We start from the raw sequence: 19,372 nt of genomic DNA, 5'->3' as shown, positions 1-19,372 counted from the left end.
TCGTGTAATCGCGCTGCGTTCTCTTCACCCTCGTATCCATCAATCTCGCCCTTTTAGCGAGTCCGAGGTGTCAACGTGGGGCAGGACGGGTCACGCCCAAACAAAAAGGCCGCTGATTTCTCAGCGGCCTTTTTTGTATCTCGACCCAAAGGAGCGCCTCCAACCGAAGGCGCCTGACCCCGACGATCACTCCTTGGGCGGCGTCAGCAACCCGATGCTTCCCACGCTCTGCCCGCCCAGCAACCCGGTGTTGCTATAGACCTGCAGCTTGGCCCGCGTATCCGCGATATCCAGATTGCGCATCGTCAACTGCCCAATCCGGTCGGCGGGGGTGAAGGCGGCGTCTTCGACCTTTTCCATGGACAGCCGCTCCGGCGCGTAGGTCAGGTTGGCGCTCACGGTATCCAGCAGCGTGTAGTCGTTCCCGCGACGCAGCTCCAGCGTCACCTCACCGGTGATCGCGCTAGCCACCCACCGCTGGGCGGTTTCACGCAACATCAGGCACTGCGGATCGAACCAGCGGCCTTGATACAGCAGACGGCCGAGCTTCATCCCGTTCATCCGGTACTGCTCGATGGTGTCCTCATTGTGGATCCCGGTCACCAACCGCTCATACGCGATGTGCAGCAGCGCCATCCCAGGCGCCTCGTAAATACCGCGGCTCTTCGCCTCGATGATCCGGTTCTCGATCTGGTCACACATCCCCAGACCATGCCGACCGCCGATCTTGTTGGCCTCCATGAACAGATCCACCAACGACCCGAACCCCTGCCCGTTAATGGCCACCGGCACGCCTTCCTCAAAGCGCACCGACACCACTTCCGGCTTGATCACGACGTCTTCCTTCCAGAAGGCCACGCCCATGATCGGGTTCACGATGTTCATGCCCTTGTTCAGGAACTCCAGGTCCTTGGCTTCGTGGGTCGCCCCCAGCATGTTGGAGTCGGTCGAATAGGCCTTCTCCACACTCATTTTGTAATCGAAGCCATGAGCGATGAGGTATTCGCTCATCTCCTTGCGCCCCCCCAGCTCATCAATGAAGGTCTGGTCCAGCCACGGCTTGTAGATTTTGAGCGACGGATTCGCCAGCAAACCGTAGCGATAGAAGCGCTCGATATCGTTGCCCTTGAAGGTCGAGCCATCGCCCCAGATGTTGACGCCATCCTCGCGCATCGCCGCCACCAGCGCCGTGCCGGTCACCGCACGGCCCAGCGGCGTCGTGTTGAAGTAGGTCGCCCCGCCGCTCTTGATGTGGAAGGCCCCGCACTGGATTGCGGCGATACCTTCGGCCACCAGCTGCGCCCGGCAGTCCACCAAGCGGGCGATTTCCGCCCCATAAGCCTTGGCCTTACGGGGAATGTCCTCGTAATCACTCTCGTCCGGCTGACCCAGGTTGGCCGTATAGGCACACGGAATCGCGCCCTTGCCGCGCATCCAGTGCACCGCGGCGCTGGTGTCCAGGCCGCCAGAGAAGGCGATGCCGACGCGCTCGCCGGCGGGAATCTTTTGGAGGATGGTTGCGGCCACGGGGACGTCTCGCGCAGTTAGGGGGAACAAAAAAGCTCACGGCAGCCCGCCACACGGACCCCGGAGAAGTGTCCAATTCTAGGCCGCACGACTCCCGGCTCAGTCGCCGAGTTCGCCGGGGCTGCCTTCGCCGTGCGTCAACCAACCGATCCGGCCCTGCCCGGCCTCGTTCAGGCGATGGACGAAATCGGCCGCTGCCGACTCCGGCAGCCGCAGCGTCACGGCCACCAGCGCCCCATGGGTGACCGCCTCCAGCACGGCGCCGCAGCGCTCTGCCTCCCGGCGCAGCAGGCCTTCCTGCGCATAGGGCAGGGTGCAGTGCAACTGGCGCTGGCGCACCATCGGCACCTTCTCGGCCGTCAGCAGCGCCTGCGCCACTGCATCGGTGTAGGCCCGCACCAGACCGCCGGCCCCCAGCTTCACCCCGCCAAAGTAGCGCACCACCGTCGCCAGCACACCTTCCAGGTCCTGATGACGCAGCACCTCCAGCATCGGCCGCCCGGCCGTCCCGCCAGGCTCGCCATCGTCATTCGCAGCCGACTGCCCACCGGCCATCAGCGCCCAGCAGACATGGGCCGCGCCTGGATGCTCGCCGCGCAACTGCTCCACCCGGGCCAGCGCGGCCGACCGGTCCGCCACCGCTTCCACGCAGGCAATGAAACGGCTTTTCTTGATGATCAACTCAGCGTGGACGGGGGCGGCGAGACTGCAGGGCATGGCGGATTATTGCCGTGGCGATGAAGGGCGCCGGGCCTGCGACAATCCGCCCCATGCTGAAGTTTGAACTGCTCAAGACCGAAGGTCGCGCCCGCCGCGGCCGCATGACGCTCAACCATGGCGTGGTGCAGACCCCGATTTTCATGCCGGTGGGCACCTACGGCACGGTCAAGGGCGTCATGCCGCGCTCGCTCGAAGAGATGGGCGCGCAGATCATCCTGGGGAACACCTTCCACCTGTGGATGCGCCCGGGCCTGGACATCATGAAGCAGTTCGGCGGCCTGCATCGCTTCGAGAGCTGGAACAAGCCCATCCTCACCGACAGCGGCGGTTTCCAGGTCTGGTCGCTGGGCGAGATGCGCAAGATCAGCGAGGAGGGCGTCAAGTTCGCCTCCCCGGTCAATGGCGACAAGCTCTTCCTCACGCCCGAGATCTCCATGCAGATCCAGACGGTGCTCAACAGCGACATCGTCATGCAATTCGACGAATGCACGCCCTATGAGACCAAGGGCCACATCACCACCGAGAAGGAAGCCCGCCTCTCGATGGAGATGAGCCTGCGCTGGGCCAAGCGCTGCCAGGACGAGTTTGCGCGGCTGGAGAATCCCAATGCCCTGTTCGGCATCGTCCAGGGCGGCATGTTCGAGAACCTGCGGGATGAATCGCTGAACGGCCTCAAGGCGCTGGACCTGCCCGGTTATGCCATCGGCGGGCTGTCCGTTGGCGAGCCCAAGGCAGACATGCTGCGCGTGCTGGACCACATCGCCCATCAGCTGCCGGAGCACAAGCCGCGCTACCTCATGGGCGTCGGCACGCCGGAAGACCTGGTGGAAGGGGTGCGCCAGGGCGTGGACATGTTCGACTGCGTCATGCCCACCCGCAATGCCCGCAACGGCCACCTCTTCACCCGCTTTGGCGACCTGCGCCTGCGCAATGCCCGCTACAAGGCCGATGAACGCCCGGTGGACGAGACCTGCACCTGCTACTGCTGCCAGAACTTCAGCCGGGCCTACCTGCACCACCTGGACCGCTGCGGCGAGATGCTGGGTCCGATGCTGACCAGCATCCACAACCTGCACTACTACCTCAACCTGATGAAGGAAGTGCGCGAAGCGCTGGACGCCGACGATTTCGAAGGCTTCCGCCAGCGCTTCCAGGCGGACCGCGCGCGGGGCATCTGACGTCGGCCCGGCGCCGGAGCAGAAGAAAAGGAGCGCCGAGGCGCTCCTTTTTGTTGGGTCGGCACGCAGGCACCCGGCTGGTGTCGCCGGCCTCTGCGCCCAGGCCGCTTATTGCTGAATGAAGCTCAGCAGATCCGCATTCAGACGGTCCTTGTGCGTATCGGTCAGGCCGTGCGGGGCGCCTTCATAGATCTTCAGCTGTGCCCCCTTGACCAGACGCGCCGAGGCGCGGCCGGAGATGTCCAGCGGCACGATCTGGTCGTCGTCGCCATGGATCACCAGCGTGGGCTTGTCGAACTTCTTCAGGTCGTCGGTGAAGTCGGTCTCGGAGAACGCCTTGATCGAGTCATAGGTGTTCTTGTGGCCGCCCAGCATGCCCTGCTGCCACCAGTTGTCGATCAGGCCCTGCGACACCTTGGCGCCCGGACGGTTGAAACCGTAGAACGGACCGGAGGCGATGTCCTTGTAGAGCTGGGCGCGGTTGGCCAGTTGGCCGGCGCGCAGGCCGTCGAACACTTCCTTGGGAACGCCGTTCGGGTTCTTGTCCGACTTCACCATGATCGGCGGCACGGCCGACACCAGCACCGCCTTGGCCACCCGCGAGGTGCCATGACGGCCGATGTAGCGCGCCACTTCACCGCCCCCGGTGGAGAAGCCCACCAGCACGGCGTTCTTCAGGTTGAGCGTCTCGATGACGGTGGCCAGGTCGTCGGCGTAGTGGTCCATGTCATTGCCTTCCCAGGGCTGGCTGGAGCGTCCATGGCCGCGGCGGTCATGGGCGATCACGCGGTAGCCGTGGTCAGCCAGGAAGATCATCTGCGATTCCCAGCTGTCCGAATCCAGCGGCCAGCCGTGGCTGAAGACGATGGGTTGGCCGTTGCGCGGGCCCCAGTCCTTGTAATAGAGCTGCACGCCGTCCCGGGTGGTGATGTAGCTGCCCGAGGGCTGGGCGGCGCTGACACGGGCGGCGCCCGGCTTGGCGGCATCGGCGGCGAGGGCGGGGGTGGCGATGGCGCTGGCTGCAGCAATGGCCAGGGTGGAGATCGCCAGCAGGTGGCGGCGGGACGAGCGGGCGAAGGTGCTGATGTTGGACATGAGAGGCTCCTTGAGGTGAGGGGACGTGAGGGAAACGTTGAAGGGACGTGAGAACAGGGGGCGGATGCGCCAGCCCGTCAGGCTGGGTGCCGCTCTTTGCTTAGGTTCCTAATACTTCGCATGCGAGGTATTGGCTGAGGTGAATGAAGGTGACGGCATGGCGATCTGGGTCAACGAAGGCTGGTGAAGGTTGATGAAGGGTGAGGGGACCGTATAGCGAGGGCGACGCCTCACCCCGACTTGCGGGCCATCCGCGCTCGCAGGGCCAGCAAGCGGTCTCGCAACTCGATGATCTCGGACATCTCCGTATCGGAAGCATCCGCCACACACTGCGGAAGATGAGCAGCGCGCTGCTGCATGGCGCGCCCCTCTTCAGTCAAGGCGATCAGAACCTGGCGTTCATCCTGCGACGACCGGGTGCGGGTCAGCAGGCCTGCCGCTTCGAGGCGCTTGAGCAGCGGGGTCAGGGTGGGGGAGTCCAGGAAGACGCGCTCGCTGATCTCGCCCACGGTCAGGCCGTCACGTTCCCACAGCACCAGCAGCACGAGGTATTGCGGGTAGGTGATGCCCAGGTCCTTGAGCAGGTCCCGGTAGACCTTGTTCAAGCCCAGCATGGTGGAGTAGACCGCAAAGCACAGCTGCTGATCGATATCCAGCGGCACGCAGGCGGCGGGCGGGGCTGAGGCCGCTGATGCGCCGGCGCCTGCAACGTTCGCCTGAACACCGGCCGGCAGGTCAGCGGTGCCGGACAGCGGCTTCGCGGGGGTGGGGGAGGTGTTGTGTGCCATGGACGAGAATTTAACTCGCACACAAACTAATTGCAAGCAAAAAGAATGGGCGATGCCGTCAACCCCGTCAATCTGAAGAAAATTCCGCACTCAACAGCGACAAGCATCAGTTTGCACCGGATGCCAACCCGGAGGATGATCCCCCCATGCTGAAAATGATGTTGGCGCCCCTGTTGTGGGCGATCCGGCTCGTGCTGGCCCTGATCATCCTGTTCGAGGAATGGGGCTGGGAGCCGCTGCAGCGGGTGATGGCGCGCATCGGCCGCCTGCCGGTCATCCGTCATCTCGAAGCGGCCGTGCGGCGCTTGCCGCCCTATCTTGCGCTGGCGGTGCTGCTGGTGCCCAGCTTGTTCCTCATCCCCATCAAGCTGTTGGCGCTGTGGCTGATCAGCCGCAGCCATGCCGCGCTCGGCGTCACCGTGATCATTGCCGCCAAGCTGGCGGGCACGGCCGTGGTGGCCCACCTGTTCGCGCTGACCCAGCCCGCCTTGATGCATCTGGCGTGGTTCCGCACGCTGTATGCCCGATGGATCGCCTGGAAGGCGGAACTGCTGGCGTGGGTGCGGGCCAGCGGTGTGTGGCGAAGCGCGCGCGCCTTGAAACTGCGGCTGCGACGCGTATTGCGCAGCGTATTGCGCCGCAGTGCCGCTGGCACGCCGTCCTGAACCGCGGAAGTGACCAAGGTTCATTGGCGACGGCGGTCGGGCTGCTTAGAGTGGCGCCACACTCACCCTCTGTCTGCTTCCCATGGCCACATCCGCCCCCGCACGCAGCTACACCGAGCACCTCGGCGCTGTCCACAATCCGTCCCAACTGGTGGACAAGCCACCGCTCAAGCGGCCCGGCGGCACGGTCACGCCTTGCGTGGAGTTGGTCAAGCAGAAAGCAGGGGCCCCTCCGACGCAGCCAGACAACTGGAAGCGGGGCATGGATTTGACCGGCAAGCTCGTGGCGGCGCTGCCGGTGGGCACGCCCATCGCGACGGGCTGGACCGTCGGCGGCTACTATCCCAACAACGACTCCGGCCAGCACGCCGGGCTGTTCAATGGTGCCGTGCGCGACAAGTCGGGCGAGGTCATCGGCTTCAGCATCATCGAACAGTACAACGGGATCACCCAGATCACCGAACGCACGGTCTACTTTGAGCCGGCCAAGCATGGCAAGCGTGCCAGCTATCTGAATAATGGCCTCGATTACTCCACGATCCAATGGTGAGCTGATGCCCACGTCCCGCTTGATTCCCTGGTGGCTGGCCCTGGCTTCGCTGGGGGGACACGCGTCGCTCCAGGCGGCGCCGGAGCCCTTCAGCTGCCCCCTGCAGATGCCGCTGACCGAGCAGGCCTTGCCGGCGCAGTCCCTGGCCGAGGTCGGGTCCGGATGGACCTCCCATGCCGCCAGGACCCAACACGTCCTGACCAACTTTGCGGTGAACAGCGGCCCGCCCGGCACCCCCAATGGCGAGATCTACGACAAGCAGGAAGAACGCAAGGACGGCAAGGGCGGCGCGACCCGCACCCTGTCCTGGAACCTTCAAGGGATGACGGGCGGCGTGGCCATCTGCAGCTACTTCCGCACCCGGGTGGAGCTGGTCCGGTCGCTCGACGGCTATAGCCGCTGCCAGGTGGTGTACAAGCGCAGCCATAACACCGACTTCGAACTGAGCTCGGCGTCCTGCCAGTGAGCTGCTCGCGGTGAAGTCCGGCGACTGGTGGCGGTGACTCAACGCCACGAGCAGCCGCAACCAGAAGCAGTGACTAGCGCTGCACCTCGAACGACTGCTCCGGCTTGGCCGGCTCAACCGGCCCCAGCAGGGCCTGGACCTTGCCGCGAAGCACCTCCACGCTGACGTCCGCCGGTAGCGGCGCGCCCACATGCGCCTGCAGCCGCCGGCCGGGACGCAGGCTGGCCAGCCGTGCACCGGCCGACTTTCCGTTGCGGGCGAAAGCCGTTTCCCACAGCCCCACCAGCCCGATCGGAATCACCGGCACCGGGCAGGCGTCCAGCATGCGGCGAATGCCGGGCTTGAACTCCGCCAGCTGGCCATCGCGTGTCAGTGCGCCCTCGGGGAAGACACAGACCAGCTCGCCGTTGCGAAGAGCCGCATCCACCGTCGCCAGGGCCTTCTCCAGCGTCTCCGGCTCCCGCTTGGCCGATGCGATCGGAATCGCGTTGACCTGCCGGAACAGCCACGACAGCACCGGCACCCGGAAGATGCTGGCGTCCATCACAAAGCGAATGGGCCGCGGGCACAGGGCGCTGAGCACCAGCGCGTCTACATAGGAGACATGATTGGGCGCCAGGATGGCCGGACCGTCCTCGGGAATGTGATGCGTGCCGGTGGTGCGCAGCCGGTAGAGCGCATGCACGACGAACCAGCTGACGAAGCGCCACAGGAACTCCGGCACGGTGCGATAGATGTAGACCGCCACCAGGGCATTCAGACCGGCACACACCAGGATCAGGCCCGTCACCGACACGCCATAGGCCAGCAGGCCCGCCGACATGCCGGCCGCGATCACCATCGCCACGGCATTGAGGATGTTGTTGGCGCTGATGATGCGCGACTGCCGCTGCGGCGCGGTGCGCAGCTGCACGAAGGCATACAGCGGCACGATGAACAGGCCGCCAAAGAGTCCCAGCAGCGCCACGTCGCCCAGCACCCGCATGCTGCCGCTGGTGGCGAGGAACTGGGACCAGCTCAGCGGCCCCTGCACGGCGGCCGAGTGCATCGCCGCGGCAAAACGCTCGCAGGACCAGGCCAGATCGGCGGTGAAGAGCGTCAGGCCGATGGAGCCGATCGGCACCAGGCCGATCTCCACCTTGTGCCCCGACAGTCGCTCGCACAGCAGCGAGCCGGCGGCGATGCCGATGGAGAAGGTGGCCAGCAGCACCGTCACGACCGTGGTGTCTCCGTGCAGCACGTCCTTGCCCAGCGCCGGGATCTGCGATAGCACCACAGCCCCGACGAACCAGAACCAGGAAATGGCCAGCAGGCTGTTCCAGACGCCTTCGCCCTCATGCTTGCCCATCTTCACCGTGGCCACGGTCTCGGCCACGACGCTGAAGCGCAGCTTCAGGTCGGGGGCGGCCTCGCCGGTGGCGGGGATGAAGAGGCTGGACACCAGACCCAGCACCGCAAAACCCAGCAGCGCGATGGACAGCCACAGCGGGTTGGTTGTGACGGCGGCGATGACGCCTGCGACCAGCGTGCCCAGCAGGATGCTCAGGAAGGTGCCCATCTCCAGCAGGCCGTTGCCGCCGGTCAGCTCCTCCTTGGCGAGCACGCGTGGCAGCAGCGAGTACTTCACCGGCCCGAAGAACGCGGAATGGCAGCCCATGGCGAAGACGGCGGTCAGCAGCACCGGAAGGCTCTTCATGTAGAAGCCGGCACTGGCCACCACCATGATGGCGACCTCGGCCGCCTTCACCGCCCGGATGACCCTGGCCTTGTCGAAGCGGTCCGCCAGCTGTCCGGCATAGGCCGAGAACAGCACGAACGGCAGGATGAACAGGCCCGCCGCAAGATTGGCCACCAGGCCGGCGGACATCGTGGTGTAGTCCGTGGCATGGAAGGTCACCAGCAGGATCACCAACTGCTTCAGGAAGGAATCGTTGAACGCTCCCGCCAGTTGCGTGGCGAAAAACGGACCGAACCTGCGCTGACCGAGCAGTCGGAACTGGGAAGGCGATGCGGGATCGCCGTGAGAGGCTTGAGTCATGGCCGGCTTGTCCAGGAGAAGGTTCAGCGTGAACCGCCATTAGAGCGGTGAACGCAGGGTCTGTGGCGTCTTGCCCGCTGCTCTACGGGATAACCAGGGCAGCGGGGCGGGCCGCTCATTGCCCGTTGCGACCGCGCGGGGTGATGCGCTCGTTGTGCATCAAGGAGGCGCCGATCTCGTTCGGGATGAAGGCGATGGCTTCCCCGGCGGCGGACAGCAGCAGGCCGGTGCCCACCACCACCACCGTCACCGCCGTGCCCACGGCCACCGACGCGCCGGTGACGACCTTGCCGGCAAACCGCACGCTGACCTTCACGCCGTCGGAGACGCGCTTGAGCACCCAGACGGTCCCGGAGGCCGTCACCTCCACCGCGACCACCACCAGTGACGCGCCGGCCGTCAGCACCATCGAAGGCGCCACCACCGACACCGCAATCGGCAGGCCCGACAGTGCGGCACTGGCCTCGCTGCCGCCGTCGCCGTGCGCCAGGGCGGTCTGCGGGGTCATCCAGGTGCAGGCGGCCGCCAGGGCTGCGCACAGCAGCAGATGTGTCGGGCGGTGGATCACGGCGGTGATCCGGGGGAGCAGCAGGGGTTTGAATGCGGGGCTCATGATGAATCCGAATGAGGGTGGAGCGAGGGTGGGGGCAGGGGCTGTTGCACTTGCGGTGTCAGGCCTCAGGCGGCGCGGTCCACTTCCTGCACGGCGCCACGGGCGGCTTCACGGCGGCCTTGCAGGCGGGCTTCCATCAGATCGGCATCGTGGGCGTCACGCAGCATCTTGGCCAGGGTGAACACGTTGGAGATCAGGTAGAGCCAGGAGACCAGCAGATAGGCCTTCCAGACCGGCTGGATGTCCATGCGCCACAGGCCCCAGGCGGTCAGGCCCATGGCCAGACCGAAGCCGCTCCAGACCACCAGGCCCCACATCGGCGTGTCACTGCGCTCGCTTTGCTTGTCACGGATGAACTTGGCCAGGGCAAAGGCGGTGGAGAGGCAGAACACGTAGCCCATCACCATGAAGGCGCGGTCCAGGTCGGCGCCCGGGAGGTAGGCCAGGCCGGTGGCGCACAGCATCACGCTGATGCCGAAGGAAGCCCACACTTGGTAGCGCCAGGCCGAGGTGTCACGTTGGATGCGGTTCATGATCGTTCCTTGAAGGGAAGCAGGGTGTTTCTGGGTGTCGTCGCCCCCGGTGGGGTGGCGATGGATGAATCTTCGGTGGCCGGTTCGCCCGGCTGGGCGGAATTCCGCAGCGGTATCGCGCGGTGGCGGGGGTAGTAGCGTGGCGTGATACCCGTCGCGCGATACCTGTCCTCCCTCTGTCATGGTTTCTTTGATGGACCGGGAGTATCTCCGCACCCTCGATCGACGTCTGGGCCGATGGTCACACGAAGTGCCGGGCCGTCGCGAAAACCGACGGGGACAGACGGCTGCTGCCCGAGCGCACCCGCCGCTTCAGCGCCAGGTCAAACAGCAACGGGTGCTGGCGGCGCAGCGCCTCCAGCGGCGGCACGTCGGCCGCGTCCAGCACGCCGGCCTTCACGAGGCTAGGCAGCCGCACCAGCGGCATCACCCCGGGCAGCGGATAGTCGGAGCCGTGCAGAAGGCGGGGATGCCAATCCTGCCGCCGCAGCAGGGTGTGCCAGATCTCCGGGCGCCGGTTGAACTGAAAGACCGCCGACACGTCGCCCAGCAGCAGAGGGCGCCAGTCCGGTTCGTCCATCAGCCTGGCAAACAGATCAAAGGCCGGGACCTGGCGCGGTCGGGGCAGGTCCAGGTCCAGGGCCGTGCCCAGCGATGCGCAGTGCGCGGCGATCACCCGCACGCCCTGTTGCAGGGGCGAGCGCAGATGCAGCGGGTTGCCCAGGCCTTGCTGGCCCGCGCCGGGGACGGCATGTTCTTCGCCGACATGCACGATCAAGGGCACGCGGGCCGCGGCGAGCCGGTCGTAGAACGGCGTGAGGCGGGGCGATCGCAGGTCGATGTTCATGGCGCTGGGCAGCCACTTGACGGCCGCGGCGCCGCTCTGCAGGGCACTGTCCAGTCGCTCCACCGCGTCCGGCCGGGCCGGATGGATGGACGCCACCCAGCCGAATCGGTCCGGACGGCCGGCCGCGACCTGCCGCGCATAGGCATCCGGCACATGGAAGGTGGTCCAGTCGGGGCGCCGCGTGCCGTGGCCGTCCAGGGCCTCGTCGAAGGCGAACAGCAGCCAGCGGGCGCCCACCGGAAAGGCGTCTGCCAGCTGGGTGAGACGGGCGACGTAGGCGTGATCCACCGCCTGACTGTCGGCCGGCACGCAGGCCCCGTTGAGGATCATTCGCTGGCGCAGGTGCTCCACCGGATGCCACCACTGCGTCAGCCGTGGATCCACCCAGCAGCCGGAGCCGCTGTCGCCGGTGCCCAGCAGATGGGCGTGGACATCCAGGAGCTGGGTGGGGTCGATGCCCTCCCAGACGCCGGCCAGCCAGTCTCGCGGCACGCCGTCCAGCTCAGCGTCTGTGGCCCCTGCGCCCGCGGCGGTCGTGGGGATCACCGGACAGGGATTGAGCAGCGGCCCGGCTTCATGGGCCGCCAGGGCGCTGAACAGGCCCACGCCGGCCAGGCCGCCGCAGCACAGCAGATGACGTCGTCGCAACATGAGGCGATGGGCCGCAGGACACACGGCGGCCGTGGAGAGTGGAGACAGCGGATGCTCGCTGCCCGGTGCGCGGAGACGGCCAACGGCAGTTGCCGGTAGCGTCCGATGAGCCGGGCGGTGTCAATCTGCGATACCGTTCTGCCATGGCCAGCACCCAGACCCTCATCGACCTCATCAAGGCGGAACTCAAGACCGCCGGCATCAGCTATGCGCAACTGGCGCGGGAGCTCGACTTGTCCGAGTCGAGCGTCAAGCGGATGTTTGCGGCGGGGGGCGAGATGCCGCTGTCGCGCATCGATGAACTCTGCCGGGTGCTGAAGACCGACTTTGCCGAGTTGTCCCAGCGCCTGTCACGTGCCCAGGCATTGCGTGTGGAGCTGACGCTGCAGCAGGAAAAGGAAGTGGTGGCCGACGAGAAGCTGCTGCTCATGGCCATCTGCTGCCTCAGCCAGTGGAGCTACGAGCAGATCGTTGCGACCTACCGCCTGACCGAAGCCGACGCGACCCGGGCGCTGGCGCATCTGGATCGTCTGGGCATCATTGAACTGCGGCCGCTGAACCGCTATCGGCTCCAGGTGGCCAAGACGTTCCGCTGGCGTCCGCATGGGCCGGTGATGCAGTTCTTCCGGGAGAGCGTGATGCAGGACTTCTTCAATGGAGGCTTTGACGGGGACGGCGAGATGATGATGCTGGTGCATGGCCAGCTCAGCCCGGGTATGGCCCGCGAGCTGCGGGACCGCCTGCAACGCGTGGCCGAGGACTTTGCCCGTCAGCATCTGCTGGACCAGAAACTGCCCGAGGACGAAAAGCGCCAGTTCACTTTGGTGATGGGCATGCGCTGCTGGCTGTTCGAGCGCTTCGCCCACCTCCAGCGACCCGCGGCTGTCGTCAGAGCGTCCCGCGTGCCATGAGGTCGCGACCGTGCGAGGCGTGACGTTAGCGCGAACTGCCCAGAACGTTCGGGCGCCTTCGCTGGTGCCTCACGACCAGCACCAGAAGACCAGGCTCACCTTCCTTGTAAATGATCGCGTAGGGAAAGATCCGCATCGGATAGACGCGCCGACCGCGTGTTGGCGTGCCCAGACGTGGGTGGCGCTCCAGAACGCCCAGTGCACGCTCGAACTCGTCGAGGAACCTCAGCGCGACGCTTCGGCCTGCCTTCTCAAGGTAGAAGGAAAACGCGTCGCTCAGATCTTTCTCCGCCGCTGGGTGCAGCAGATACCTCACGGCGCAGCTCGGTCCCTGAGGCGGGCCAGTGCTTCGTCGACCGGGACGGCATGTGCCTGACCGGTCGCGAGCTGGGCTTCACGTTGTTCCGCCAGCTGGTCCCATTCGAGCTCGGTCTGAGCGTCGACGTCCAGGCTGGCAACCAGCCGCTCCAGTAGATGCGATCTCTCAGGCGCCGTCAGGCTCATGGCCTGCGCTTCCAGCGACTCCAGCAATGTCAGTCGATCGACCATAGGGCCTCCTTCATGCACTGACGTGAGCTTGCCACAAGCGCATTGAAGACACGTCGCCGATCGAGACCATCAACACTGCGTTACCAGAACTCCCAATGACCTGAAGCAATCACCCAGATCCCCAACACCCCATTGGTGACGGCATGGGCGATCACGGCGCAGCCCAGTTTGCCCGTGCGCTGATACAGCAGAGCGTAGACCAGCCCCGCCACGATTGCGGCCAGCCACAGGGTGTGGGCCAGCATGAAAAGAAAGGTCGACAGCACCAGGGCCTTGAGCCCCGATTCCCGCGGGTCCACGCCTTCAAAACGCGGGTTGGCGATCCAGCGCATCAGGAAGCTGCGCCAGAACAGCTCTTCCATCACCGGCACCAGCAGCGCCGCACCCAGCCAGCGCACGACGATCAGCGGCCAGTCCAGCCGTCCGTCCGGTCCCACGGGAATGAAGCTCGCCGTGGGCTCGCTCAACTGCATCCACGGCGCATCCAGCACGATCCACAACCCGAAGACCACCAAACCCAGTCCCACGCTGGCGGCGGCCTCCTTCAGCGTCGGCCAGTTTTGCCGGGAAAACTCCCCATACTGCCGCCAGAACCAGGCCAGCGCCCCGCCCACCACGACCAGGTTCAGCGCATACAGCCAGCGGGGGTCCAGCCCCCAGGCGTTGTCGGCCGGAACGGCGCCGCGCAGGGCCAGCAGGCCCATGAACAGCGCAAACGGGAGCACACGGGCCCAGGCAGCGGGAGTCATCATGCGCCGATTGTGGCGGGGTTTCGCGGCGTTTCCGCGAAGGCCCGGCGCAGGGCGTCGATGGCGTGCCGCACTTTGGCCGGCTGTGCATCCCGCTGCGGGGTCAGGACATGCACCGGCAAGGTCGGCATCTCCCAGTCAGGCAGCAGGCGCAGCAGCCGTCCCTGCGCCACCGACTCATCCACATCGTCCGCGCCCAGCATCGCCAGGCCCAGGCCCGCCTCGCACAGCTGCTGCAGGCTCAACTGGTTGTTGCTGCTGGCCCGTGGCGTCACGCGCAGCCATTGCTCCTCCCCGCCAGGCCCGCGCAGCGGCAGCGTCTGGAACGGGGTCGTGTCCGGCCGCAAGGCCAGCCAGTCGTGCCGCACCAGGTCCGCCGTGCCCGAGGGTACGCCGCGCCGCGCCAGATACCCCGGCGCCGCATACAGCCCCACGCTCTTGGCGCCGATGCGCTGTGCCACCCAGCTGCTGTCGGGCAGCCGGCCAAAACGCACGGCCAGGTCGATGCGCTTGGCCACCAGATCGGTGAAGCCATCGTCCACCTCCAGATGCAGGTGCAGCCCGGGATGTGCGGCCATCAAGGGCGCCAGCGCCGGCCCGAGCTGGCGGGCAAAGCCGACGGTGGCGCTGATGCGCAGTTCCCCTTCCGGCGCATCCCGCAGCCGGTGCAGCTGGGCCTGTGCCTCCTGCGCCGCGGCCAGCATGGCCTTGCATCCCGCCACGAAATGCTCCCCCGCCGGCGTCAGGCTGATGCGGCGGGTGGAGCGGTGCAGCAGCGTCACGCCCGTGTCCCGCTCCAGCGCCCGCAACTGCTGGCTGACGGCGGAGGTGGTGGTCTGCAGATGGCGGGCCGCAGCGACGAGGCTGCCTTGCTCGACCACGGTGGCCAGCACGGCCATGCGACGAAGTTGATCCAGCATTGTGAAGAAAAACTAAACGATGAAGGCGTCAGCGAATGACTTCACGGTGGATTATGAAGTTTCTAAAGTCCATGCATCGATTCAACCCGCTCGGAACACGCCGGGCTTCACAGAAGGATTGCCATGAAAGTCGCGCTGATCGGATCCACCGGATTTGTCGGCAGCCAGGTGCTGAAGGAACTGCTGGCCCGCGGCCATGAGGTGGTGGCGCTGGCCCGCACCCCAGCCAAGATCGAGCCGCAGCCCAAGCTGAGCGTCGTGCAGGCCGATGTCCAGGACAGCGCCCAGGTGGCGAAGGCCGTCCAGGGCGTGGATGCGGTGGTCAATGCCTACAACCCGGGCTGGTCCGTGCCCAACCTGTACGACGAGTTCCTGGCCGGCACACGCGCCATCTATGCCGGCACGCGCCAGGCCGGCGTCAAGCGTCTGTTGGTGGTGGGCGGGGCGGGCAGCCTCTACATCGCGCCCGGCGTGCAGCTCGTGGACACGCCGGAATTCCCGGCGCAATGGAAGAGCGGCGCCCTGGCCGCCCGTGAGGCGCTGAACCTGCTGCGCGAGGAAAGCTCGCTGGACTGGACCTTCCTGTCGCCCGCCGTCCATCTGGAGCCGGGCGAGCGCCGCGGCAGCTACCGGGTCAGCCTGGACACGCCGGTGATGGACAGCAACGGTCCGGCCCACGTCTCGACGGCGGACCTGGCGGTGGCCATCGTGGACGAGCTGGAGCAGCCGCAGCACATCCGCCGCCGCTTTACCGTCGGCTACTGATCGCGAAGCGGGATCCGCGCCCGAATCCGGCTGCACCCCACGCCGGATCCACGCTGGATCAGACCGTCTGCTGCTCCAGCAGATAGTTGGCGCCGTCCCACTGCCCGAGCACGTCCACCAGCATTGGCAGGCATTCGGCCAGCTTGTCATGCAGCACGTACGGCGGGTTGATGACGAACATGCCGCTGCCCAGCATGCCAAAGCCCCGCTCGTCGGGCTGGGCCACGGTCAGGCGCACATGCAGCCAGCCCTTCTTGGCCGTGGATTCCCCCACGGCCTTGAGGCGCTGCAACACCTGGGCCGACTCCAGCAGTTGCAGCTGCGGATACCAGATTGCCACCGTGCCATCCGGGAAGCGCTGCAGGGCCTCACGCAGGGCGCCGATGACCTTGGCGTAGTCCGTCTTGATCTCGTAGGGCGGGTCGATCAGGACCACCCCCCGGCGCGACGGCGGCGGCAGCTCGGCCTTCAGGCCAGCGAAGCCGTCGCTGTTCTGCACCTGGGAGTTGGGCCGGTCGGCCAGGTAGCTCTCCAGGATGCGCTGGTCGGTGGGATGCAGTTCGTAGCAGCGCAGCCGGTCCTGTTCCCGCATCAGCATCCGGGCAATGGCCGGTGAGCCGGGATATTGCTCCAGCGGGCCGCCGGCGTTGAAGTCGCGCACCAGGTTCACATAGTGCTGCAGCGGCTCCGGCAGGTCCTTGCGCTGGTAGAGCGCGGCAATACCGCCCAGGTGCTCGGCGTTTTTCTGGGCATAACGGCCGTCCAGCGCGTAACCGCCGGCGCCGGCATGGGTGTCCACCACGGTGTAGGCCTTGTCCTTTTCTCCCATGTAGCGGAGCACTTCGGCCAGAACCAGGTGTTTGAGCACGTCGGCATGGTTGCCGGCGTGGAAAGCGTGTCGATAAGCGAGCATGTCGGCACTGTACCTGTGATCGGGCCTGCCAAGCCGTCAGACCTGCATCGCGCCCGGGCTGTAGGGGGCGCCGACCGGGACCGGCGCTGTGTCGCACGGGTGGCGGTATTGCGCCACTGGGCGCAGCGGCTGTCCATCCACCACACCCGGATCCACCGCCCGACCCAGCAGCGGCGAATCGGGACGCAGCGCGAAATCGTATCGGTCGGGGGCGACGAAGGCGGAGCGGTCCACAAAATAGTTCTGCCGCTGCTCCCAGCCCGGTCCCGGCGGCAGTTCCCGCTTGCCGCACAGCAGGTTGTTGATCAGGCGCACCTGCTGCGCGCCCGGCGCCATCCGCAGATAGACGCCGCCCGCGGGCCGCAGGTCCACCAGCGTGTTGTTGATCAGATGCAGCTCGTGGCGAGGACCGACCAGGCCTTCGCTGCCGTACGCCACCAGATGGAAGTTCTCGGTCGAGGCGCTTTGCTGGATGAGGTTGCCCACCACCAGCGCCAGTCCGCCGTTCGGGAACTCCAGCTCGAAGCTGGCGCGGCCGGTCTCATCAGTGAGGCGGTTGTAGAACACATGGTTCACCGCGGCGCGGCTCTTGAGCAGGTGTCCGGTGTGGCCGTGATGGAAGTAGCTGCCCGTCACCCGCAGCCGGCCGATGCTGCCCACATAGCAGTTGTGGGTGCGGCCTTCCCCGGGGGCGATGGCGCCGAATTCGCAGCGTTCGATGTCCAGGGTGATGGACGGATCGTTGGCGGCGAGCAGACCGTTTTCATTGTCCTCGAAACGGCAGTCCCGGATGAGCAGGGAGCCGCGCTCCAGCCGGATGCCGGCGCCGTTGCGGTCCGGCACGCGGGCGCCGATGAAGTCGAAGCCGGTGATGGACAGGCGCCGACCGGCGCAGACAAAGATGCCTTTGCCCTGGGCGTGGGCGCCGCTGGCCAGCATCCGCACCCGGCCGCCGACCGCGCGCAGGGTCAGGTCGTCCTGCGTCCAGGTGGCGACATCCGCGCGGTAGTCGCCAGCGGCCACTTCGATGATGCTGCCGGGGCGGGCCTCAGCGGCGGCGGCCGCCAGGGTGGTCAGCCGCTGGCCGGGACCGACGCGCAGGATGGGACGCTCATCGGACGGGCCTCGCTGTGAGTCGGAGGACCGTCCGGGCGGTTGAGACCGAGCTTGAGCTTGAGTCGGCACCAGCCCGGCCAGCCCCACCAGGCTGGTCCCGCCTGTCCCCACGGCCGCCCGGCCGAGCCAGGCGGTCATGAAAGCGTTCAACAGCGCGCGTCGCTCCGGTTGGATGTCAGCGGCGGCGTTCGGCCCTGCCGGGCGCCACGCGTGACCTTGCAGCATGGACGCACACCCAGTGTCGTGTGTTGAAACACGCGAACCACCAGGGCCATCGGGAGGGAGCCGGGAGGAGGACATGGCCGCCAGGAGAGCTGCAAGGCCTGCACGATAGCGGGTCAAGCGCGATGGTGTCGATGAGGACGTGCGATTGGGCTGTGTCGATGCAGCCGCGCCGATACGTCGGCGTGCGGGCGCCCACCGCAGCTCGCGGCAACCCTGTGTGGCCCACCGCACCCTCCGCCTCGTCAGGGGCGCGCGAGTGTAGCCAAGCCGCGCCCCTCGTGCAGGCCGCGCCGCAAGCCCCCAGCCCGAATCCGGACTGTCGCGCAGGTTCAGCACGCGATCAGCATGGCCAGTAAGCTTGCGCCATCCCCGATCAGACGGTTCCGATGCGGTGGGAGCGACGCTGCGCAAAGGGCAGCGGCCACCCGCCCCGGAGCCCCTTTTGACTCTTCATCTTCGAGTGACCAACTATGCCGAGCTTGTTTGATCCGCTGCAACTGGGTGCCGTCTCCATGGCCAACCGTGTCGTGATGGCCCCGCTCACCCGCAACCGCTCGCAGGGCCTGCTGCCCGGCCCGCTGGCCATCGAGTACTACCGCCAGCGTGCCAGCGCCGGCCTGATCATCAGCGAAGGCGCTCAGATCTCTCCGGAAGGCCAGGGCTATCTGGACACCCCGGGGATCTATTCGCCGGAACAGGTCGCCGCCTGGAAGCGGGTGACCGATGCGGTGCATGAGGCCGGCGGCAAGATCGCCGTGCAGCTGTGGCATGTGGGCCGCATCTCCCATGCCGAGTTCCAGCCCGGCGGCGCCAAGCCGGTGTCCTCCACCAACCGCCCGGCCAACAGCAAGACCTTCACCAAGGAAGGCTTCGTGGATGTGGCCGCGCCCCGCGCGCTGAAGACGGAAGAGCTGCCCGGCATCGTGCAGTCGTATGCGCATGCCGCCCGGTCGGCCATGGAAGCCGGCTTCGACGCGGTGGAAGTGCACGGCGCCAACGGCTACCTGCTGGACCAGTTCCTGCGCGACAGCGTCAATGACCGCACCGATGCCTATGGCGGCTCCATCGAGAACCGTGCCCGTCTGCTGCTGGAAGTGATGCGCGCCATCGTGGACGCCATCGGTGCGGACCGCACCGGCCTGCGTCTGTCCCCGGTGACGCCGGTGAACGATGCCGGCCAGGACAGCGACGCCCAGGCCCTGTTCAACTACGTGGTCGAACAGCTGGCACCGATGAAGCTGGCCTTCCTGCATGTGATCGAAGGCCAGACCGGCGGCCCGCGTGACGTGGCGCCGTTCGACTACGCTGCGCTGCGTGAGCGCTTCAAGGGCCCCTACATCGCCAACAACGGCTACACCCGCGAGATGGCCCTGGCGGCGGTCGCCGAGGGCAAGGTGGACGCGGTGGCCTTCGGCCGCAGCTTCATCTCCAATCCGGACCTGGTGCGTCGACTGCGCCTGAATGCGCCGCTGCAAAAGGCCAACTCGGCCACGATGTACGGCGGCGGTGCCGAGGGCTATACCGACTATCCAGCGCTGGCGGACTGAACACCT

The 19,372-nt window shown here is 66.7% G+C and carries 21 protein-coding genes; 7 read left to right on the top strand and 14 right to left on the bottom strand.

The window, feature by feature from the left end; all coding sequences use genetic code 11:
* Window positions 1-186: 186 nt before the first annotated feature.
* Complete coding sequence (gene argG / locus DES44_RS18935) at window positions 187-1,527, bottom strand: argininosuccinate synthase (RefSeq protein WP_058933265.1); 1,341 nt, start codon at window positions 1,525-1,527, stop codon at window positions 187-189.
* Between the two features lie 99 nt (window positions 1,528-1,626).
* Complete coding sequence (locus DES44_RS18930; RefSeq protein WP_058933266.1) at window positions 1,627-2,244, bottom strand: IMPACT family protein; 618 nt, start codon at window positions 2,242-2,244, stop codon at window positions 1,627-1,629.
* A gap of 53 nt (window positions 2,245-2,297) precedes the next feature.
* Here DES44_RS18930 and tgt point away from each other — a divergent pair, with 53 nt between their 5' ends.
* The gene (tgt, locus tag DES44_RS18925; RefSeq protein WP_058933267.1) at window positions 2,298-3,425 is read left to right on the top strand and encodes a tRNA guanosine(34) transglycosylase Tgt; all 1,128 of its coding nucleotides are present in this window, start codon (window positions 2,298-2,300) and stop codon (window positions 3,423-3,425) included.
* A 108-nt stretch (window positions 3,426-3,533) separates the two neighbouring features.
* On the opposite strand, the gene DES44_RS18920 is transcribed toward tgt, so the two are convergent.
* Both DES44_RS18920 and DES44_RS18915 read right to left on the bottom strand, forming a co-directional pair.
* Window positions 3,534-4,520 (bottom strand): alpha/beta fold hydrolase, encoded by a 987-nt coding sequence (locus DES44_RS18920; protein ID WP_058933268.1) that lies wholly within the window; start codon window positions 4,518-4,520, stop codon window positions 3,534-3,536.
* A 230-nt stretch (window positions 4,521-4,750) separates the two neighbouring features.
* Window positions 4,751-5,308 carry a MarR family winged helix-turn-helix transcriptional regulator gene (locus DES44_RS18915; protein WP_083525209.1) on the bottom strand — a complete coding sequence of 186 codons (558 nt, stop codon included), beginning with the start codon at window positions 5,306-5,308 and terminating at the stop codon, window positions 4,751-4,753.
* A 146-nt stretch (window positions 5,309-5,454) separates the two neighbouring features.
* On the opposite strand from DES44_RS18915, the gene DES44_RS18910 reads away from it, so the two are divergent.
* The 3 genes from DES44_RS18910 to DES44_RS18900 all read left to right on the top strand — a co-directional run bounded on the left by DES44_RS18910 (window position 5,455) and on the right by DES44_RS18900 (window position 6,989).
* Complete coding sequence (locus tag DES44_RS18910; protein ID WP_058933269.1) at window positions 5,455-5,973, top strand: hypothetical protein; 519 nt, start codon at window positions 5,455-5,457, stop codon at window positions 5,971-5,973.
* An 82-nt stretch (window positions 5,974-6,055) separates the two neighbouring features.
* Complete coding sequence (locus DES44_RS18905) at window positions 6,056-6,523, top strand: BPSL0067 family protein (protein WP_058933270.1); 468 nt, start codon at window positions 6,056-6,058, stop codon at window positions 6,521-6,523.
* Window positions 6,524-6,527: 4 nt separating this feature from the next.
* Complete coding sequence (locus tag DES44_RS18900) at window positions 6,528-6,989, top strand: STY0301 family protein (RefSeq protein ID WP_058933271.1); 462 nt, start codon at window positions 6,528-6,530, stop codon at window positions 6,987-6,989.
* A 73-nt stretch (window positions 6,990-7,062) separates the two neighbouring features.
* On the opposite strand, the gene DES44_RS18895 is transcribed toward DES44_RS18900, so the two are convergent.
* From DES44_RS18895 to DES44_RS18880, 4 genes are all read right to left on the bottom strand, one after another.
* Window positions 7,063-9,027, bottom strand: coding sequence for an MFS transporter (locus tag DES44_RS18895; RefSeq protein WP_058933272.1), 1,965 nt, complete (start codon window positions 9,025-9,027; stop codon window positions 7,063-7,065).
* A gap of 115 nt (window positions 9,028-9,142) precedes the next feature.
* Complete coding sequence (locus DES44_RS18890) at window positions 9,143-9,640, bottom strand: hypothetical protein (RefSeq protein ID WP_058933273.1); 498 nt, start codon at window positions 9,638-9,640, stop codon at window positions 9,143-9,145.
* A gap of 65 nt (window positions 9,641-9,705) precedes the next feature.
* Window positions 9,706-10,173 (bottom strand): YiaA/YiaB family inner membrane protein, encoded by a 468-nt coding sequence (locus DES44_RS18885; protein WP_058933274.1) that lies wholly within the window; start codon window positions 10,171-10,173, stop codon window positions 9,706-9,708.
* A gap of 241 nt (window positions 10,174-10,414) precedes the next feature.
* Complete coding sequence (locus tag DES44_RS18880; RefSeq protein WP_058933275.1) at window positions 10,415-11,671, bottom strand: amidohydrolase family protein; 1,257 nt, start codon at window positions 11,669-11,671, stop codon at window positions 10,415-10,417.
* Between the two features lie 143 nt (window positions 11,672-11,814).
* Between DES44_RS18880 and DES44_RS18875 the strand changes: the two genes are divergently transcribed.
* On the top strand, window positions 11,815-12,582 hold the full coding sequence (locus DES44_RS18875) for a helix-turn-helix domain-containing protein (protein WP_058933276.1): 768 nt from the start codon (window positions 11,815-11,817) through the stop codon (window positions 12,580-12,582).
* Window positions 12,583-12,607: 25 nt separating this feature from the next.
* Here DES44_RS18875 and DES44_RS18870 read toward each other — a convergent pair whose 3' ends face one another.
* From DES44_RS18870 to DES44_RS18855, 4 genes are all read right to left on the bottom strand, one after another.
* Window positions 12,608-12,898, bottom strand: coding sequence for a type II toxin-antitoxin system RelE/ParE family toxin (locus DES44_RS18870; protein ID WP_058933277.1), 291 nt, complete (start codon window positions 12,896-12,898; stop codon window positions 12,608-12,610).
* Window positions 12,895-13,131, bottom strand: coding sequence for an addiction module protein (locus tag DES44_RS18865; protein WP_058933278.1), 237 nt, complete (start codon window positions 13,129-13,131; stop codon window positions 12,895-12,897). Before DES44_RS18865 ends, DES44_RS18870 begins: the two co-directional genes overlap by 4 nt.
* A gap of 80 nt (window positions 13,132-13,211) precedes the next feature.
* Window positions 13,212-13,883: a CAAX prenyl protease-related protein gene (locus tag DES44_RS18860; RefSeq protein ID WP_058933279.1), complete on the bottom strand. Its 672-nt coding sequence runs from the start codon at window positions 13,881-13,883 to the stop codon at window positions 13,212-13,214.
* Window positions 13,880-14,800, bottom strand: a complete 921-nt coding sequence (locus DES44_RS18855) for a LysR family transcriptional regulator (RefSeq protein WP_310732374.1) — start codon at window positions 14,798-14,800, stop codon at window positions 13,880-13,882. The genes DES44_RS18860 and DES44_RS18855 overlap by 4 nt, the downstream gene beginning before the upstream one ends.
* Window positions 14,801-14,923: 123 nt before the next feature.
* Between DES44_RS18855 and DES44_RS18850 the strand changes: the two genes are divergently transcribed.
* Window positions 14,924-15,565, top strand: coding sequence for an NAD(P)-dependent oxidoreductase (locus tag DES44_RS18850; protein ID WP_058933280.1), 642 nt, complete (start codon window positions 14,924-14,926; stop codon window positions 15,563-15,565).
* A 58-nt stretch (window positions 15,566-15,623) separates the two neighbouring features.
* Here DES44_RS18850 and DES44_RS18845 read toward each other — a convergent pair whose 3' ends face one another.
* Window positions 15,624-16,478: a 23S rRNA (adenine(2030)-N(6))-methyltransferase RlmJ gene (locus DES44_RS18845; RefSeq protein ID WP_058933281.1), complete on the bottom strand. Its 855-nt coding sequence runs from the start codon at window positions 16,476-16,478 to the stop codon at window positions 15,624-15,626.
* Between the two features lie 36 nt (window positions 16,479-16,514).
* Window positions 16,515-17,732 (bottom strand): right-handed parallel beta-helix repeat-containing protein, encoded by a 1,218-nt coding sequence (locus DES44_RS18840; protein ID WP_058933282.1) that lies wholly within the window; start codon window positions 17,730-17,732, stop codon window positions 16,515-16,517.
* 557 nt (window positions 17,733-18,289) lie between these two features.
* Between DES44_RS18840 and DES44_RS18835 the strand changes: the two genes are divergently transcribed.
* Window positions 18,290-19,366, top strand: a complete 1,077-nt coding sequence (locus DES44_RS18835; RefSeq protein ID WP_058933283.1) for an alkene reductase — start codon at window positions 18,290-18,292, stop codon at window positions 19,364-19,366.
* Window positions 19,367-19,372 lie beyond the last annotated feature (6 nt).

It is taken from the genome of Roseateles depolymerans (assembly GCF_003387155.1).
In the GTDB taxonomy this organism is placed as follows: Bacteria; Pseudomonadota; Gammaproteobacteria; order Burkholderiales; family Burkholderiaceae_C; genus Roseateles; species Roseateles depolymerans.
The sequence above is the reverse complement of the archived record's forward strand: the minus strand, read 5'-3'. Positions and strand labels throughout refer to the sequence as shown.

Bases quoted from the DNA above. Each gene is read 5' to 3' on its own strand.
- DES44_RS18915 (WP_083525209.1), bottom strand. From the start codon at position 5,308: ATGGCACACAACACCTCCCCCACCCCCGCGAAGCCGCTGTCCGGCACC.
- DES44_RS18880 (WP_058933275.1), bottom strand. From the start codon at position 11,671: ATGTTGCGACGACGTCATCTGCTGTGCTGCGGCGGCCTGGCCGGCGTG.
- tgt (WP_058933267.1), top strand. From the start codon at position 2,298: ATGCTGAAGTTTGAACTGCTCAAGACCGAAGGTCGCGCCCGCCGCGGC.
- DES44_RS18855 (WP_310732374.1), bottom strand. From the start codon at position 14,800: ATGCTGGATCAACTTCGTCGCATGGCCGTGCTGGCCACCGTGGTCGAG.
- DES44_RS18910 (WP_058933269.1), top strand. From the start codon at position 5,455: ATGCTGAAAATGATGTTGGCGCCCCTGTTGTGGGCGATCCGGCTCGTG.
- DES44_RS18875 (WP_058933276.1), top strand. From the start codon at position 11,815: ATGGCCAGCACCCAGACCCTCATCGACCTCATCAAGGCGGAACTCAAG.
- DES44_RS18835 (WP_058933283.1), top strand. From the start codon at position 18,290: ATGCCGAGCTTGTTTGATCCGCTGCAACTGGGTGCCGTCTCCATGGCC.
- DES44_RS18850 (WP_058933280.1), top strand. From the start codon at position 14,924: ATGAAAGTCGCGCTGATCGGATCCACCGGATTTGTCGGCAGCCAGGTG.
- DES44_RS18900 (WP_058933271.1), top strand. From the start codon at position 6,528: ATGCCCACGTCCCGCTTGATTCCCTGGTGGCTGGCCCTGGCTTCGCTG.
- DES44_RS18930 (WP_058933266.1), bottom strand. From the start codon at position 2,244: ATGCCCTGCAGTCTCGCCGCCCCCGTCCACGCTGAGTTGATCATCAAG.
- DES44_RS18865 (WP_058933278.1), bottom strand. From the start codon at position 13,131: ATGGTCGATCGACTGACATTGCTGGAGTCGCTGGAAGCGCAGGCCATG.
- DES44_RS18890 (WP_058933273.1), bottom strand. From the start codon at position 9,640: ATGAGCCCCGCATTCAAACCCCTGCTGCTCCCCCGGATCACCGCCGTG.
- DES44_RS18860 (WP_058933279.1), bottom strand. From the start codon at position 13,883: ATGATGACTCCCGCTGCCTGGGCCCGTGTGCTCCCGTTTGCGCTGTTC.
- DES44_RS18905 (WP_058933270.1), top strand. From the start codon at position 6,056: ATGGCCACATCCGCCCCCGCACGCAGCTACACCGAGCACCTCGGCGCT.
- DES44_RS18920 (WP_058933268.1), bottom strand. From the start codon at position 4,520: ATGTCCAACATCAGCACCTTCGCCCGCTCGTCCCGCCGCCACCTGCTG.
- DES44_RS18845 (WP_058933281.1), bottom strand. From the start codon at position 16,478: ATGCTCGCTTATCGACACGCTTTCCACGCCGGCAACCATGCCGACGTG.
- DES44_RS18895 (WP_058933272.1), bottom strand. From the start codon at position 9,027: ATGACTCAAGCCTCTCACGGCGATCCCGCATCGCCTTCCCAGTTCCGA.
- DES44_RS18885 (WP_058933274.1), bottom strand. From the start codon at position 10,173: ATGAACCGCATCCAACGTGACACCTCGGCCTGGCGCTACCAAGTGTGG.
- DES44_RS18840 (WP_058933282.1), bottom strand. From the start codon at position 17,732: ATGACCGCCTGGCTCGGCCGGGCGGCCGTGGGGACAGGCGGGACCAGC.